17 protein-coding genes and 1 other annotated feature are annotated in these 16426 nt (G+C 52.7%); of the genes, 7 read left to right on the forward strand and 10 right to left on the reverse strand.

The window, feature by feature from the left end:
- Positions 1-270: 270 nt before the first annotated feature.
- The 3 genes from clpB to rluD form a co-directional block, all read right to left on the reverse strand.
- Positions 271-2844 (reverse strand): ATP-dependent chaperone ClpB, encoded by a 2574-nt coding sequence (gene clpB / locus ABLV75_RS18450; RefSeq protein WP_004104610.1) that lies wholly within the window; start codon positions 2842-2844, stop codon positions 271-273.
- Positions 2845-2971: 127 nt separating this feature from the next.
- Positions 2972-3703, reverse strand: a complete 732-nt coding sequence (gene yfiH, locus ABLV75_RS18455; protein ID WP_004104612.1) for a purine nucleoside phosphorylase YfiH — start codon at positions 3701-3703, stop codon at positions 2972-2974.
- Complete coding sequence (gene rluD / locus ABLV75_RS18460; RefSeq protein ID WP_348855063.1) at positions 3700-4680, reverse strand: 23S rRNA pseudouridine(1911/1915/1917) synthase RluD; 981 nt, start codon at positions 4678-4680, stop codon at positions 3700-3702. The genes yfiH and rluD overlap by 4 nt, the downstream gene beginning before the upstream one ends.
- A 132-nt stretch (positions 4681-4812) precedes the next feature.
- On the opposite strand from rluD, the gene bamD reads away from it, so the two are divergent.
- The 4 genes from bamD to pheA all read left to right on the forward strand — a co-directional run bounded on the left by bamD (position 4813) and on the right by pheA (position 7579).
- A complete protein-coding gene (gene bamD / locus ABLV75_RS18465) occupies positions 4813-5550 on the forward strand; it encodes an outer membrane protein assembly factor BamD (RefSeq protein ID WP_004104615.1) in 738 nt (245 codons plus the stop codon).
- Between the two features lie 271 nt (positions 5551-5821).
- Complete coding sequence (gene raiA / locus ABLV75_RS18470) at positions 5822-6157, forward strand: ribosome-associated translation inhibitor RaiA (protein ID WP_004104616.1); 336 nt, start codon at positions 5822-5824, stop codon at positions 6155-6157.
- A gap of 106 nt (positions 6158-6263) precedes the next feature.
- Positions 6264-6388: a sequence feature (Phe leader region), on the forward strand.
- The gene (pheL, locus tag ABLV75_RS18475; RefSeq protein ID WP_101706155.1) at positions 6265-6312 is read left to right on the forward strand and encodes a pheA operon leader peptide PheL; all 48 of its coding nucleotides are present in this window, start codon (positions 6265-6267) and stop codon (positions 6310-6312) included. Its footprint overlaps the feature before it by 48 nt.
- Positions 6389-6418: 30 nt before the next feature.
- Positions 6419-7579: a bifunctional chorismate mutase/prephenate dehydratase gene (gene pheA / locus ABLV75_RS18480; RefSeq protein WP_004104617.1), complete on the forward strand. Its 1161-nt coding sequence runs from the start codon at positions 6419-6421 to the stop codon at positions 7577-7579.
- On the opposite strand, the gene ABLV75_RS18485 is transcribed toward pheA, so the two are convergent.
- From ABLV75_RS18485 to aroF, 3 genes are all read right to left on the reverse strand, one after another.
- Positions 7576-8448, reverse strand: coding sequence for an SMP-30/gluconolactonase/LRE family protein (locus tag ABLV75_RS18485; protein WP_348855064.1), 873 nt, complete (start codon positions 8446-8448; stop codon positions 7576-7578). The genes pheA and ABLV75_RS18485 overlap by 4 nt on opposite strands.
- 68 nt (positions 8449-8516) lie before the next feature.
- Positions 8517-9638: a bifunctional chorismate mutase/prephenate dehydrogenase gene (gene tyrA, locus ABLV75_RS18490; RefSeq protein WP_004104619.1), complete on the reverse strand. Its 1122-nt coding sequence runs from the start codon at positions 9636-9638 to the stop codon at positions 8517-8519.
- A gap of 9 nt (positions 9639-9647) precedes the next feature.
- On the reverse strand, positions 9648-10718 hold the full coding sequence (gene aroF, locus ABLV75_RS18495; RefSeq protein WP_004104620.1) for a 3-deoxy-7-phosphoheptulonate synthase AroF: 1071 nt from the start codon (positions 10716-10718) through the stop codon (positions 9648-9650).
- Between the two features lie 344 nt (positions 10719-11062).
- Here aroF and ABLV75_RS18500 point away from each other — a divergent pair, with 344 nt between their 5' ends.
- The 3 genes from ABLV75_RS18500 to ABLV75_RS18510 are packed head-to-tail and all read left to right on the forward strand — an operon-like array spanning position 11063 to position 13282.
- Positions 11063-11572, forward strand: a complete 510-nt coding sequence (locus ABLV75_RS18500; protein ID WP_004104622.1) for a YfiR family protein — start codon at positions 11063-11065, stop codon at positions 11570-11572.
- Positions 11565-12788 (forward strand): diguanylate cyclase DgcN, encoded by a 1224-nt coding sequence (gene dgcN / locus ABLV75_RS18505; RefSeq protein ID WP_023321443.1) that lies wholly within the window; start codon positions 11565-11567, stop codon positions 12786-12788. The genes ABLV75_RS18500 and dgcN overlap by 8 nt, the downstream gene beginning before the upstream one ends.
- Before the next feature lie 11 nt (positions 12789-12799).
- Entirely contained in the window at positions 12800-13282 is a 483-nt protein-coding gene (locus ABLV75_RS18510) for an OmpA family protein (RefSeq protein WP_004104626.1), read from the forward strand.
- A 4-nt stretch (positions 13283-13286) separates the two neighbouring features.
- Here the strand turns inward: ABLV75_RS18510 and ABLV75_RS18515 are convergent, their stop codons facing one another.
- The 4 genes from ABLV75_RS18515 to trmD form a co-directional block, all read right to left on the reverse strand.
- Positions 13287-14657 (reverse strand): PepSY-associated TM helix domain-containing protein, encoded by a 1371-nt coding sequence (locus ABLV75_RS18515; protein ID WP_016808272.1) that lies wholly within the window; start codon positions 14655-14657, stop codon positions 13287-13289.
- 53 nt (positions 14658-14710) lie between these two features.
- Complete coding sequence (locus ABLV75_RS18520) at positions 14711-15148, reverse strand: DUF2946 domain-containing protein (protein WP_004104630.1); 438 nt, start codon at positions 15146-15148, stop codon at positions 14711-14713.
- Positions 15149-15268: 120 nt separating this feature from the next.
- Positions 15269-15616 (reverse strand): 50S ribosomal protein L19, encoded by a 348-nt coding sequence (gene rplS / locus ABLV75_RS18525; protein WP_004104634.1) that lies wholly within the window; start codon positions 15614-15616, stop codon positions 15269-15271.
- Between the two features lie 39 nt (positions 15617-15655).
- The gene (gene trmD, locus ABLV75_RS18530; protein ID WP_004104636.1) at positions 15656-16423 is read right to left on the reverse strand and encodes a tRNA (guanosine(37)-N1)-methyltransferase TrmD; all 768 of its coding nucleotides are present in this window, start codon (positions 16421-16423) and stop codon (positions 15656-15658) included.
- Positions 16424-16426 lie beyond the last annotated feature (3 nt).

Here is a 16426-nt window from a genome sequence, read left to right on the forward strand (position 1 = left end):
ATAATACGTTTTCCTCATTCAGAGTCAAGCGTTTAATTTCGCTTTTCTCTGCCGGTATTCATCGCTGAATCCCGCTGACCCGGCGGGCTGTAAGCCGTTATTCCGTGTCAGTGGAGGCGCATTATAGGGCGTAATTTCAAAGTGACAAGCGGTATTTTCAAAAAAAAACTCACCCGCTTAATTTTCAGCCAAATCGCCAGCAGGAAAGAGATTATTGCCTGGTTTTTAAACAAAAACGAGCCCCAGGGGCCCGTTTTTGCTGTTTGTGATTTACTGCACTGCCACTATCCGGTCATCTTTCACAACCAGTTGCACTGCTTTACCCGGTATCAATTCACCGGAGAGGATCTGCTGCGCCAGCGGGTTTTCGATCTGTTGCTGGATAGCACGTTTCAGAGGACGTGCGCCATAAACAGGATCGTATCCATTTTCGCTCAGCAATTTCAGCGCTTCATCAGACATGTGGACTTCGTAGCCGCGTTCCTCAAGTCGTTTATACAACCGCTGCAGCTGAATCTGCGCGATAGAAGCAATATGTTTTTCACCCAGCGGATGGAAGACAACCACTTCGTCAATACGGTTGATAAACTCTGGACGGAAGCTTTGACTAACCACGCCCAGCACCATCTCCTTCATATGGCCATAATCCAGTGCCCCAAAGCGTTCCTGAATAAGGTCGGAGCCAAGGTTAGAAGTCATGATGACCACCGTATTACGGAAGTCGACCGTTCTCCCCTGCCCATCGGTCAAACGTCCATCATCCAGCACCTGCAGCAGAATGTTAAAGACATCCGGGTGCGCTTTTTCCACTTCATCCAGCAGGATGACAGAATAAGGACGACGACGGACCGCCTCGGTCAGATAGCCGCCTTCTTCATAGCCCACGTATCCCGGAGGCGCCCCAACCAGACGTGAAACGGAATGTTTCTCCATAAACTCTGACATGTCGATACGTACCATTGCATCGTCGCTATCGAACATAAAGTTGGCCAGAGCTTTACAGAGTTCTGTTTTACCCACCCCGGTAGGCCCAAGGAACAGGAACGAGCCAATCGGCCTGTTAGGATCGGATAAACCAGCACGGCTACGGCGAATCGCGTTAGATACTGCTTCCACCGCTTCGTTCTGACCAATAACGCGGCTATGCAAATCCTGCTCCATACGCAGCAGTTTCTCACGTTCACCTTCAAGCATTCTGGCCACCGGAATACCCGTCCAGCGAGCCAGCACTTCCGCGATTTCGGCATCCGTTACTTTGTTACGCAGCAGACGCATCGTTTTGCCTTCAGACTGCGTTGCCGCCGCCAGCTGTTTTTCCAGCTCAGGGATCTTGCCATACTGGAGCTCGGACATTCGCGCCAGATCGCCGACGCGACGCGCCTGCTCAATGGCGATTTTAGCCTGTTCCAGTTCAGCCTTAATGGTCTGAGTGCCGGAAAGCGAGGCTTTTTCAGCCTTCCACTCTTCCTCTAATTCTGAGTACTGACGTTCTTTATCCGCCAGTTCCTCATTTAGCATATCCAGTCGCTTAATGCTGGCGTCATCAGACTCTTTCTTCAGCGCCTGCTGCTCCAGCTTGAGCTGGATGATACGGCGGTCGAGCCGGTCCAGCTCTTCCGGTTTTGAGTCAATCTGCATCCGAATGCTGGAAGCGGCTTCATCGATCAGGTCGATGGCTTTATCCGGCAGCTGTCGATCGGCAATATAACGATGGGACAGCGTGGCTGCCGCCACAATCGCCGGGTCGGTGATCTGCACGTGATGGTGCAGTTCATACCGTTCTTTCAGACCACGCAAAATCGCAATGGTATCCTCAACAGTCGGCTCCGCCACGAATACTTTCTGGAAACGACGTTCCAGAGCGGCATCTTTCTCAATATACTGCCGGTATTCATCCAGCGTTGTGGCACCCACACAGTGCAGTTCACCGCGCGCCAGCGCCGGTTTCAGCATGTTGCCGGCATCCATTGCACCGTCTGCTTTACCTGCCCCCACCATCGTGTGCAGCTCATCGATAAACAGGATAACGTTACCTTCCTGCTTAGCGAGATCGTTCAGTACGCCTTTTAAGCGTTCTTCAAACTCACCGCGGTATTTGGCACCCGCCACCAGCGCGCCCATATCCAGCGCCAGAACTCGACGGCCCTTCAGCCCTTCCGGCACCTCGCCGTTAACGATCCGCTGCGCCAGCCCCTCAACAATGGCCGTTTTACCTACGCCAGGCTCACCGATGAGCACCGGGTTATTTTTGGTACGACGCTGCAGAACCTGAATCGTACGACGAATTTCTTCATCACGACCGATGACCGGGTCAAGCTTGCCCTGCTCGGCACGCTCGGTCAGATCGACGGTAAATTTTTTCAATGCCTGACGTTGATCTTCGGCACCCTGATCGTTCACGCTTTCACCTCCGCGCATTTGTTCAATCGCCTGACTCACGTTGGCGGTTGTTGCTCCGGCAGATTTTAAAAGGTCGGTCAGCGTACCGCGTGATTCAAGCGCAGCCAGAACGAACAGTTCTGACGAAATAAAGTTGTCCTTTCTCTTTTGCGCCAGCTTGTCGCAAAGGTTCAGAATACGCACTAAGTCCTGGGACGGTTGAACATCACCACCGGTACCTTCCACCTGCGGCAAACGGCTTAGCGCCTGTTCAATATTCGTGCGTAGCTCTCCGGCGTTGATGCCAGCCGAAGTTAATAAAGGACGTACCGATCCCCCTTCCTGATTCAGCAAGGCGCTCATAAGATGAAGAGGTTCGATGAATTGGTTGTCGTGCCCAAGCGCAAGGGACTGGGCATCGGCAAGAGCAAGCTGGAATTTATTGGTAAGACGATCCAGACGCATAACTCCTCCCATAACAGGTCAAATTTGCTACTGGAGATTAAATGAGGTCATCCCTCAATTATTCAAGGTTAAAGACCTGAACTATGCAAAAATAAGTTTGCCTTCTGGATCGTCTTAGTTCGGCAGGTTATATCAGCCAGATGAAACTTGCCATACGACCCGTCATCTTGTCGCGGCGATAAGAGAAAAAATCATCCTTTTCGCTGAGGGTACAGCGGTCACCGCCGTAAATCTGCTCAACGCCAACGCCCGCCAGACGCTGACGAGCCAGTTGATAAATATCAGCAAAATATTTTTCGCCCGCGGGACGAAATGCACGTTCCGCCAGGGCATCTTTTGCCATAAAAGCTTCCCGCACTTCCGGGCCGACCTCAAACGCATCCGGCCCAATGGCGGGCCCAAGCCAGGCCATGATATTTTCCGGTTTATCGGCGAAACAGGCGATGGTTTCTTCCAGTACGCCTTCGCACAGCCCTCGCCAACCGGCATGCGCAGCCGCAACTTCAGTACCCGCGCGGTTACAAAAAAGCACCGGCAGGCAGTCAGCGGTCATCACCGCGCAGACCGTCCCCGGCACATTGCAGTACGAAGCATCCGCTCGCTTTGACTCGTACGGCCCGCCATCGAGTCGCAAAACTGCCGTACCGTGAACCTGCTCCAGCCATACCGGATATGACGGCAGGCCGCCAGCGGCGAACATACGCCGACGGTTCTCTTCTACGTACTGTAGATTGTCTCCACAATGGGCGCCGAGATTAAGTGAATCGTATGGCGATAAACTTACCCCGCCAGCGCGCGTAGAACTACAGGCAGCCACGCCTTCCGGCATCGGCCATTGCGGTACAATCAGTTTAGTCATAGCCAGTCGATATCGTCTTTATGGGCTTCAAAATCCGCGCGCATGGCATCAATCAAATCCACCATGTCCTGTGGAATTGGCGCATGCCATTCCATCTCAATTCCGCTGATCGGATGGTATAAGCGTAGCATGGTGGCATGCAGCGCCTGACGATCGAACTTCCGCAGGGCAGCGATGAACTCTTCGGATGCCCCTTTGGGCGGACGCGGGCGACCGCCGTAGACCTGATCGCCCACCAGCGGGTGAGTAATGTGCGCCATATGTACGCGAATCTGGTGCGTACGGCCGGTTTCCAGGCGCAGGCGCAGCCGAGTATGGATGCGAAAATGCTCCATAATCCGGTAGTGTGTTACCGCCGGTTTTCCCATGGGATGTACCGCCATATGCGTACGCTTGGTCGGGTGGCGGCTAATCGGTTCTTCAACCGTTCCGCCAGCCGTCATATGACCAATCGCCACCGCCTCATACTCGCGGGTGATTTCGCGCAGCTGCAGGGACTCCACCAGTCGGGTTTGCGCCGGAATAGTCTTCGCGACCACCATCAAACCGGTGGTGTCTTTATCAAGACGGTGCACAATCCCCGCACGCGGCACGTCAGCAATGGCCGGATAGTAGTGCAACAGCGCATTCAGCACAGTACCGTCAGGGTTGCCCGCGCCAGGATGCACAACTAAATCGAGCGGTTTATTAATTACGAGGATGTCATCATCTTCATAAACGATATTGAGCGGAATATCCTGTGCCTGGAAACGAACTTCTTCTTCGATTTCAACATCGATAGCAATCGTCTCCCCTCCCAGAACTTTCTCTTTCGGCTTGTCGCTGACGCTGCCGTTTACCAGCACTCTCTGGTCAAGGATCCATTCTTTTATGCGCGAACGCGAATAATCCGGGAACAATTCGGCCAAAGCCTGATCTAAGCGTTGTCCGAGTTGATTTTCGGACACCGTTGCGTTGAGTTGTACTCGTTGTGCCATATACAGCTTCTTCGTTTTAACGTTGGGTTTTACGGCTTTGCCGTTTAATATAGTGTGCTATTGTAGCTGGTCTTAATCGGGAGCAGGAACAGAGATTCTCCCGCATAAACATTTTGAGGAAGTCAAAACGTCATGACGCGCATGAAATACCTGGTGGCAGCAGCCACACTGAGCCTGGCTTTGGTGGGTTGCTCTGGCTCAAAGGAGGAGGTGCCCGATAATCCGCCGAATGAGATCTACGCGACCGCTCAGCAAAAGCTGCAGGACGGTAACTGGAAACAGGCAATAACGCAACTGGAAGCGTTGGATAACCGTTATCCCTTTGGACCTTATTCCCAACAGGTGCAGTTGGACCTGATTTATGCGTACTACAAAAACGCAGACCTGCCGCTGGCTCAGGCAGCCATCGATCGCTTTGTACGCCTGAACCCTACGCATCCTAACATTGATTACGTCATTTATATGCGTGGTCTGACAAATATGGCGTTGGATGACAGTGCGCTGCAGGGCTTCTTTGGCGTCGATCGCTCCGATCGCGACCCACAACACGCGCGTGATGCCTTTAACGACTTCTCCAGGCTGGTCCGTGGCTATCCTAACAGTCAGTACTCTACCGATGCTTACAAGCGTATGGTGTTCCTGAAGGATCGCCTGGCGAAGTACGAGCTGTCAGTGGTCGATTACTATACCGATCGTGGCGCATGGGTTGCAGTGGTTAACCGCGTCGATGGCATGCTGCGTAATTACCCGGATACGCAGGCCACCCGTGATGCGCTACCGAAGATGGAAAATGCCTACCGTCAGATGCAAATGAACGCTCAGGCTGACAAGGTTGCGAAGATCATTGCGGCTAACAGCAAGAACACCTGATAGTCGGTCGCTAAACAAAACGGCAGCCCAAGGGCTGCCGTTTTTTTATTCGTTAAATAGTTTAGCTGAAGCGGTTTAGCCCCGAGTTAACTCATCAAATATGGCTCTCTTTCTGCCATTCGACAAGTAAAATCTCGCCTGTTCCTGTCCTTTCTCACAAAACAGATTCGTTGACAAAAAGTGACAATAAAATGTGATTTAAATCACGCTTTTTGACATTAGGCGAGGTATGCTGAATTCACCAAGACGGGAAAGACAAGAGGTAAAATTTATGACAATGAACATTACCAGTAAACAAATGGAAATTACTCCGGCAATTCGCCAGCACGTCGCAGACCGTCTCGCCAAACTGGATAAATGGCAAACTCACTTAATCAACCCGCATATCATCCTCTCTAAGGAGCCGCAGGGTTTTGTCGCTGACGCAACCATCAATACGCCGAACGGTCACCTGGTTGCCAGCGCACGGCACGAAGACATGTATGCCGCAATCAACGAATTGATCAACAAGCTGGAACGGCAGCTAAATAAAGTGCAACACAAAGGGGAAGCCCGCCGCGCCGCCACATCGGTGAAAGAGGCAGGCTTTGTGGAAGAAGAAGAGTAATCCTTAACTTAAGCTTGTGTCATGCCACGCGCCTTCGGGCGCGTTTTTTATTGACAGAGTGAAAACAGTACAGGTACTGTAATCCCCACTAACTCAAGGAATTCATCGTGAAACTCATCCCGTTCTTCTTCGCATTCTTTTTTACCTTCCCCTGAATGGGAGGCAATTCGTCGTGTGATAAAGAATGCGAAGACGAACAATAAGGCCTCCCAAAAGGGAGGCCTTTTTTATTGATAATCAATAACAAGAAAGGCAACACATATGACCGAGGAAAACCCATTACTGGCCCTACGCGATAAGATCAGCGCTCTGGATGAAAAACTGCTGGCGCTGCTGGCGGAACGCCGCGGCCTGGCCGTAGAGGTTGGAAAAGCCAAGCTGGCATCGCACCGGCCGGTGCGGGATATCGACCGCGAGCGCGATCTGCTTGAACGCCTGATGACGCTGGGAAAAAAACACCATCTTGATGCCCACTACATCACACGCCTGTTTCAACTCATTATTGAAGACTCGGTCCTTACCCAGCAAACGCTGCTCCAGCAGCATCTGAATAAAATTAATCCGCACTCTGCACGAGTCGCGTTTCTCGGGCCCAAAGGTTCATACTCGCATCTTGCGGCTCGTCAGTATGCCGCCCGCCACTTTGAACAGTTTATCGAAAGCGGCTGCGCTAAATTCGCGGATATCTTTGAGCAAGTGGAAACCGGTCAGGCTGATTACGCCGTCGTCCCTATTGAAAATACCAGTTCTGGCGGCATCAATGATGTTTATGACCTTCTGCAGCACACCAGCCTATCTATCGTTGGCGAGCTGACGCTGCCTATCGATCACTGCGTGCTGGTTTCAACATCCACCGATGCGCAACAGATTACGACGGTCTACAGCCATCCGCAGCCGTTCCAGCAGTGCAGCCAGTATCTAAGCCGCTATCCGCACTGGAACATTGAATATACCGATAGCACGTCTTCGGCGATGGAAAAGGTCGCTCAGGCAAAATCGCCAACCGTTGCCGCTCTGGGCAGCGAAGCAGGCGGAGCGCTGCACGGTTTGCAGGTACTGGAACATTGCCAGGCTAACCAGACGCAAAACATCACCCGCTTCCTCGTTCTGGCGCGTAAAGCGGTGGAGGTCTCCGATCAGGTGCCGGCGAAAACCACTCTGTTGATGGCTACCGGCCAGCAAGCCGGGGCCCTGGTAGAAGCGCTACTGGTGCTGAGAAACCATAACCTGATTATGACCAAGCTGGAATCGCGTCCTATTCATGGCAATCCGTGGGAAGAGATGTTTTATCTGGATATCCAGGCCAACCTGGAGTCAATGCCAATGCGTAAGGCATTAAAAGAGCTGGCCGAGATAACCCGTTCAATGAAAGTACTGGGATGTTATGCCAGCGAAAACGTGGTGCCGGTCGATCCGGTTTAACGTTCTGTAAACGGCAACTTCTTCATCCCTGCCACGTTCACCGGCAGGGTGAAGATCGCGCCGGAAAGCGGATATTTCGCCCGCTCTTCAGCATCCATATTCTCCCGCGTGGTCGTGATATAGAGCGTTTTCATATCCGCTCCGCCAAAGCACACCATCGTCGGGCAACGCACCGGTAGACGGTACTCCTCCAGTTGCTCGCCCGTCGGAGAAAAGCGCGCAATACGCCAACCGTCAAACATCGCGCTCCAGTAGCAACCTTCAGTATCGATGGCCGCGCCATCAGGAATGCCCTCACCGGGCTGAAAGCGACGAAAGACCTCGCGTTTACCCACCTCGCCCTGCTCATCCAGCGGTGTACGATAGATAACGGCATTGGGCGTATCCGAGGTATACATCCACCGCTTGTCTTCACTAAATGCCAGACCGTTGGCGCCATGAATGTCGCACTGGATAACCTGCGGAGAGAGATCGTTATCAACGCGCATCAAGAGCGCGCCGTTAAAATCTCCCGGTCCCCAGAAAGTCCCGGCATAAAAGCGGCCATCGCGATCGGTTCCGCCATCGTTAAAACGGGCTAATTGCGGATTACTGGGGTTATCGCAGACTTTTCGCTGCAGTAATCCATGAACATCGGTGAGCCAGATACCGCTACGTAAAGCGACGATAAAACCGCCCTTTTCGCGTAGTGCAAAACAGCCGGGCTCTTCGGGAAACTGCAGTACCTGATGATCGCCCGTCTGCACGTCGTAGCGATGAATTTCGCACTCCATAATATCGGCCCAGTACAATGCCTGTTCGGCTTCGCTCCAGGTCGGACATTCCGGTAAATGCCCGGTGTAATCAAACAGCGGTTGTGGTTCAGCCATCGTTTTCATCCCTATAAAAAAAGCCAGCGGGTCACCCCTCTGGCTTTATTGTATACGTCTTTTAACACTTACTGCCGATTATCATTTGCCTGACGCAGCAACGTCCGGCTTTCGCTCTGGAAGCGCTGGGCATAATCACCGAACCAGTGCTCGACCTTACGGAAGCTGTCAATGAATGCCTGTTTATCCCCTTGTTCCAGCAGGCCGATAGCTTCACCGAAGCGCTGGTAGTAGCGCTTAATCAGCGCCAGGTTGTTTTCTGAGGACATAATAATATCTGCGTAGAGCTGCGGATCCTGGGCGAACAGCCGGCCAACCATCGCCAGTTCAAGGCGATAAATCGGTGACGACAGCGCCAGAAGTTGCTCAAGTCGCACGTTCTCTTCGGCCAGGTGCAGGCCATAAGCGAAGGTGGCAAAGTGGCGCAACGCCTGAATAAAGGCCATGTTCTGATCGTGTTCGACGGCGCTAATACGATGGAGCCGCGCGCCCCAGACCTGGATTTGTTCCAGGAACCACTGGTACGCCTCAGGCTGGCGGCCATCGCAATACACCACGACCTGCTTCGCCAGGCTGCCGCTGTCAGGCCCAAACATGGGGTGTAATCCCAATACCGGTCCGTTATGCGCGGCCAGCATCGCCTGTAGCGGTTCCGCTTTCACCGAGGCCAGGTCGACCAGAATGCAGTCCGCCGGCAGCGGCGGCAGTTGAGCAATCGTTGCCGCTGTTGTGTGAATCGGTACGCTGACGATGACCATTCCGGCATCGGCGACGATCTCCTCGGCCCGAGACCAGTCGTCTTTCTCGAGGATACGCACCTGATATCCGGAAAGCGTCAGCATTTTTTCAAACAGTCGCCCCATTTGCCCGCCGCCGCCGACGATCACCACCGGACGCAGATTCGGATAAAGCGTTTTAAAACCTTTATCGTTCTCGCTGGAGTAAGACTCACGCATGACGCGACGCAAAACATCTTCGATAAGATCCGGCGGAACCCCTAGCGCCTCAGCCTCCTCACGGCGGGAGGCCAGCATCGCCGATTCACGTTCAGGGACGTAAATCGGCAGACCGTATTGGCTTTTAACTTCTCCGACTTCCGCAACCAGCTCCAGGCGCTTAGCCAGCAGTTCCAGCAGCGCTTTATCGACTTCATCAATTTGATCGCGTAACGCGGTCAGTTCAGCAACCATATAATCCTCTTACGCCAGACGAGCCGCCAGATGGCCTCGCAGATCCTTATCAAGTTCGCGGAGCAACGCATCGGTGGTTTCCCAACTAATGCAGGCATCGGTCACGGAGACACCGTATTTCATATCGCAACGCGGCTGCTCAGAGGACTGGTTTCCTTCGTGGATATTGCTCTCAATCATCAGACCAATAATGGAACGATTACCATCTTTAATCTGCGCGACGACGGATTCAGCAACCGCAGGCTGGCGGCGGTAGTCTTTATTAGAATTCCCATGGCTGCAATCTACCATCAGAGAGGGTTTCAGTCCCGCCTGAGTCATCTCTTTTTCGCACTTCGCGACATCTTCCGGGCCGTAGTTGGGCGCTTTACCGCCACGCAGAATGACGTGTCCGTTTGGATTGCCCTGCGTTTGCAGCAGACACACCTGACCGGCCTGGTTAATACCGACGAAGCGGTGCGGCATTGCGGCAGCGCGCATGGCGTTAATTGCCGTTGCAAGGCTGCCATCGGTGCCGTTTTTAAAGCCGACCGGCATCGACAACCCGGAGGCCATCTCGCGGTGAGTCTGAGATTCTGTCGTACGCGCGCCGATGGCGGACCAGCTAAACAGATCGCCGAGGTATTGAGGACTGTTAGGATCCAACGCTTCCGTCGCTAACGGCAGCCCCATATTGACCAGCTCAACCAGCAGACGACGCGCAATCTTCAAGCCGCCTTCTACATCAAACGAACCATCCATATGCGGATCGTTAATCAGCCCTTTCCAGCCAACGGTGGTGCGGGGTTTCTCAAAATAGACGCGCATGACCAGATAGAGGCTATCGCTGACCTCTTCGGCAAGGGCTTTAAAACGACGAGCGTACTCAATGGCGGTTTCAGGATCGTGAATCGAACAAGGACCACATACCACCAACAGGCGCGGATCGCGACCGGCGATGATGTCAGAGATGGTCTGACGAGACTGCGCGATCTGCGCTTCCTGCTCAACGCTCAGAGGGAATTCAGCTTTCAACTGATCCGGCGTGATCAAAACCTGTTCGTCAGTAATATGTACGTTATTCAGCGCGTCTTTTTGCATGATTGCGATCCTGTATAGCTCGTTTGCGATAGTTATTGCCTCAGCGAGGATGACGTAACGATACCATATGAAGTAAAGATTTCAATCCATATTCCGTAAATTTTACTTTACAGTTATAAATTAAATCGCGCCAGATTCACTTCATACTGTACAGTTATATTTACAACAAGCATGCAGGTTCAGCACTTCCCCTCTTTTCACTCCATTCTTTTACGAAAAATCCTGGTGAGAATTATCTTAAAGCGGCGGGGCTGGCTAATGACGGTTTTCAGCAATAATGCTATTCTTCGCCCGGGTTTCAGCAATCTGCATCCCCCGCGCTATGACAACCTGACGGATCCGTAATGACAGTTCTTCACCGTCTCTTTTTGACTTTAGTACTATCGCTCGTGGGTATCTCTGCTGTTGCCTCCGAACCGTCTGAAAATGTTCGGACGATCGTTTCGGGAATCGTGACCTATACACGCTGGCCGCAGTTATCCGGCCCGCCAAAGCTTTGTATTTTTTCGACATCACGTTATATCCATAGCCTGGCCGAAGAAGCACCGGAATTATTGCCTTATAAACCCGTGATTGTTCGTAATACGGAAGAAGCCTTACAGACGACCTGCGATGGTTTTTATTTTGGCAGTGAATCTCCGACTCAGCAGTCTGAATTTACAGCTAAATATGGAAACCGGCCCCTATTGCTTATTGCGGAACAAAACACCGATTGCTCTATTGGCAGCGCATTTTGCCTGCTTATAAACAATGAGAGAGTCAGATTTTCCGTAAATCTGGATGTACTGACGCACAGCGGCGTTCGGGTTAATCCCGATGTGCTGATGCTTGCCCGGAAAACATCACATGAATAAGGATTTTTCTCAGGCCCCGCGCCCCACATTTAAAAGAGCGCTACGCCGTATCAGCATGATAAGCGTTGTTATCTCTATGACACTGGTCTGGCTATTGCTCTGCGCCGCTTCCATATTCACACTCAAGCAATACGCACAAAAAAATCTGGAGCTCACCGCCGCCACGATGGGCCGTAGTCTGGAAGCCGCGCTGGTCTTTGGCGATAGCGCGGCGGCTGAAGATACCCTGGCCACGCTGGGCAAGCAGGGACAGTTTTCGCAGGCAATCCTGGTCGACGGTCGGCAGAAGCCCTTTGCCTCATGGCATAACGATGGCCTGGCCAGGCAGGATAAAGTCAGCGACGTTATCAGCAAATGGCTATTCCCGGAACCCACGGTACAACCTATCCTGCACCAGGGAAAAGTTATCGGTGAACTTCGTCTGACCGCGCTGGACAGGCTGATAAGCTATTTCCTCGGTATCTCAATTATTGTGCTAACCGGCAGCATTTTTCTCGCCTCATGCATTGCATTGCTGCTTACCCACTCGCTGCATCGCGGCATCGTGGCTGCGCTGCAGAGTATTACCGAGGTAGTCCATGATATCCGCGAAAATCGCCATTTCTCTCGTCGGGTCCCCGAAGAGCGTATTGAAGAGTTTCACCTCTTTGCCCAGGACTTTAATAGTCTGCTGGGCGAGATGGAGGACTGGCAGCGGCAGCTTCAGGCTAAAAATGCCCAGCTTCTGCGTAGCTCCTTGCACGATCCGTTGACCGGCCTGGCTAACAGAGCCGCTTTCCGCAACGTTATTAATGCGTTGATGAAAGACGAAACCGTCCATGGTAGTTCTGCGCTGCTGTTTCTTGACGGCGATAATTTCAAGCTCATTAACGATAACTGGGGCCATGCTGCCGGCGACAAGGTGTTAATTGAGGTCGCCAGCCGCCTGATGGCCTTTGTCGGCAAACAGCACCAGGCGTGGCGTCTCGGCGGCGATGAATTTGCCGTTCTGCTGCGCAATGTTCATACAGAGGCTGAAGTTCAGGCACTCTGCAGCGCATTGTCGGAACAGTTTATCCCGCCGTTTAATCTCCACAACGGCCACACCGTCAGGCTGTCGCTGAGTATTGGTTACGCATTAACCTGGGAACATGCCTCCGCGGAAAATCTGCAAGAACTTGCCGACCAAAATATGTATCGGATGAAACACCAGCGCTTACAGCGAACGCAAAAATAAAAGGAATCACCATGATCGGGAAATATTTTGCTCCTGCTTTACTGGCCGCACTTTTTCTAAGCGGCTGTCAGGCTCCGCAAGGAAAATTCTCTGCAGAACAAATTGCAGCAATGAAGTCATACGGCTTTACTGAAGCCAATGGCGACTGGTCATTAGGAATATCTGACTCCATATTATTCGACAAAAACGACTATCACCTGCGTGCCGATAGCAAACAGCAAATTCGCACTATGGCTTCGCGTCTGGCCACCACCGGAATTACCCATAGTCGTCTCGAAGGACATACTGATAATTACGGCGAAGACGCTTACAACGAAATGTTATCGCTTAAACGCGCGAACAGCGTTGCGGATGCCTGGGCCGAAGGGGCAAATATTCCGCGCACCAATTTGACCACTCGCGGGCTCGGGAAAAAGTATCCGATAGCCAGCAACGCTACCGCACAAGGACGCGCTGAAAACCGCCGCGTCACGGTGGTTATCAGCACGCCTTAAGCACCTATTCGACTGACTTAGCCTCTGTCATCGCCGTTGCTGCGCGCCAGCGCAGATAATCAACGGCGAGACACAGCGCGAGGCTAATCCCCATTAGCGGCAGCGCCAGCCCCAACATCACTGTGATAACGCCGATCGACAGACGAGCAGGCCATGCTAAGCCCAGCCACGCGTGGAGCAGCGTATTAGCCGGGTTAAAGGCCGAACTCGCGGGACGGCGTATCCACCACAAACGGTACCCCACCACGATCATCACGCAGAGTGCAATCCCGAATACGATAAGCAGTAGCTGATTGGCAAGCCCGAACAAAATTCCCATATGGAAATCCACGCCCCAGCGGGTTAGTTTAGCCATCAGCGGAAAGTCGGAAAAATGAGTGCGGTCCACGACCTGCATATTTGAACCATCGATCGCTACCGCATCAACCTGTGTCGGCCAGCTTCTGTCAATTTCATTTACCGTCCACGCCCGTCCGGAGGCCGACGGAGGACGAATCTCCAGCTTGCCTGCTTCCAGCCCGGACTTGCGAGCAGCCTGCAGGACCTCGTCAAAATCCTCTACGCGAAGTGGGACGTTCGTCTTCTCCATCGCCCCGTGTCTCATATGATGTTCCGCATGTGGATCCTGTATTGCCGGAGTGGTTCTTTCCAGCTGCGCGTTCACCTGCGGCGTCAACCAGCCAAAGGCGGCGCGCATCTTGTCGACGTTACTGCCCGCCCATTGTGACCAGGTCAAACCGGTCGCAGAGAATAACAGCATACCGATTAACAGCGCCCAGCCGAGAGAAACATGCAGGCGACGGTTATTCTGCACTCTATTATTTATACGACGACGCGGTCGGGTCATCGACCACAGCGCGATCCCGCCAAGAGCGGCAACCCACATCCAGGAGGCTGCCAGCTCGCTGTACAGTCGGCCTAAGTTACCCAGCAGCAAAGAGCGATGGGCATAATCAATCCACTGCCGCAGCGGCAAAATACCGCTGGTGCCGTAAACCGGCATATCACCTGTCACGCGTAACGTCACCGGATCGACAAAAATTGCCCGAGTTTCAGACTCGCCAAGATTTGGATCAATAAACATCACTCGGGTAGTATCGCCAGCCATAATCCCCGGTCGAACCGCGTGCAAACGGAGGTTTCCCTGGACCGCCTCCATTGCTACGGTAATTTGCGCGCTCAGCGGCTGCTTTTCGCCGCTGAGCGTCCCCTCCAGAGTCTCTTTATAGAGCCAGCTTTCCAGCTGCGGGGTGGCGACATAGAGCGTACCGGTTAGAGCCGCCACGAAGATAAACGGTCCGATAAACAGTCCGATATAGAAATGAAGACGACGCAGCAGGTTCAGCCATGCCGCGCGCGAGGTGCAGGTAGTCATACTTTTCCTTTTTGAGAGCAAAAGAGAACGTTGCGCAGTGCGCACATGATTTTTTAGTTAAGGAAGCAAGCAGACTGTTGCGGCGGAGCGCGGGTATGAGGGTAAAGCCAGGGAAAGTAGTGCCAGTGTTTCCGTTCCGGACGGAAAACCGGTGCGCTATAGCGTCGAAGCACCAGGCTGATCAGCAGTACCAGCGCAAAAATCATCCCTGGCACGTGGGCTAATAGTACGCAGTAGCCGCAGGCTTCAGCATGATCGACCGGCATGCTGTGCGCGTGTTCCGCAATCGAGGCGTCAGTATGCATCATGGGCATCTGATGTGATGGCATCTCTTGCGTCATTTCCATCGTTAAATGGTGCATACCGCTCATCGGATCTTTTTGCAGCGCGACAGAGATCAGCGGCGCCACCACGATCAGCAGGATCGCAAACAGCGCCAGCCACGCGGCGTGCCGTTGTGATGCCGGGTGATGAAAAATAGTGCTGACCACGGTCCCTCCGAATGAGGGCCATATTGTAAATGATTCTCAATGAAATAGTTAAAATGAAGATAAAAAAAGGGCTGGCCCATCAGGCCAGCCCTCTCATTCAGGATGTCGCGAAAGCGAATCTTAGTTAAGACGCTCTTTGATACGAGCAGACTTACCGGTACGCTCACGCAGGTAGTACAGTTTAGCTTTACGTACAGCACCACGACGTTTGACAGAAATGCTGTCAACTACCGGAGAGTGAGTCTGGAAGACACGCTCAACGCCTTCGCCGTTGGAAATTTTGCGAACAGTGAATGCAGAGTGCAGACCGCGGTTACGAATAGCGATAACCACGCCCTCGAATGCCTGCAGACGTTTTTTGGAACCTTCAACAACCCATACTTTCACTTCCACGGTATCACCCGGACGGAAGGAAGGTACGTCCTGCTTCATCTGTTCTTGTTCAAGTTGCTTAATAATGTTGCTCATAATTTAATCTCTTATCCTGGGTAAACTGATATTGGGGGCTTACGCCATCCCATCATGTTTATGTTGCTGTTGCGCGAGTTCCTTTTTGAACTCCGCCAGCAACCTTGCTTGCTCTTCAGTCAGAGCCAGGTTTTCCAAAAGTTCAGGTCTTCTAAGCCAGGTTCGGCCCAGCGACTGCTTCAGACGCCAGCGACGTATCTCCGCATGGTTTCCCGACAGCAATACCGGCGGTACTTCCATACCTTCTAACACTTCAGGGCGCGTATAGTGCGGGCAATCCAGCAATCCTTCAGCAAACGAATCTTCGATTGCCGAAGCTTCATGACCCAGAACCCCCGGAATAAACCGGGAAACGGAATCAATCAGCGTCATTGCCGGTAGCTCACCACCGCTGAGAACGTAATCGCCGATTGACCATTCTTCATCAATTTCGGTCTGAATTACGCGCTCATCTACGCCTTCGTAGCGACCGCACACCAAAATCAGCTTCTGATTTGTTGCCAGTTCGCTGACGCCAGCTTGATCAAGCTTGCGCCCCTGAGGTGAAAGATAAATCACCTTTGCGCCTTCACCTGCCGCGGCTTTTGCTGCATGAATCGCATCCCGCAAAGGTTGCACCATCATTAGCATCCCCGGTCCGCCGCCGTAAGGACGATCGTCCACGGTACGGTGCCGGTCATGAGCGAAATCTCGAGGACTCCAGCTCTGGATGCTCAGCAGGCCATTTTTTACTGCCCGGCCAGTTACCCCGTAATCGGTAATTGCGCGGAACATTTCTGGAAACAGGCTAACGATACCTATAAACACAAG

The sequence above is a fragment of the Klebsiella sp. CN_Kp066 genome, assembly GCF_040065135.1.
In the GTDB taxonomy this organism is placed as follows: domain Bacteria; phylum Pseudomonadota; class Gammaproteobacteria; order Enterobacterales; family Enterobacteriaceae; genus Klebsiella; species Klebsiella oxytoca.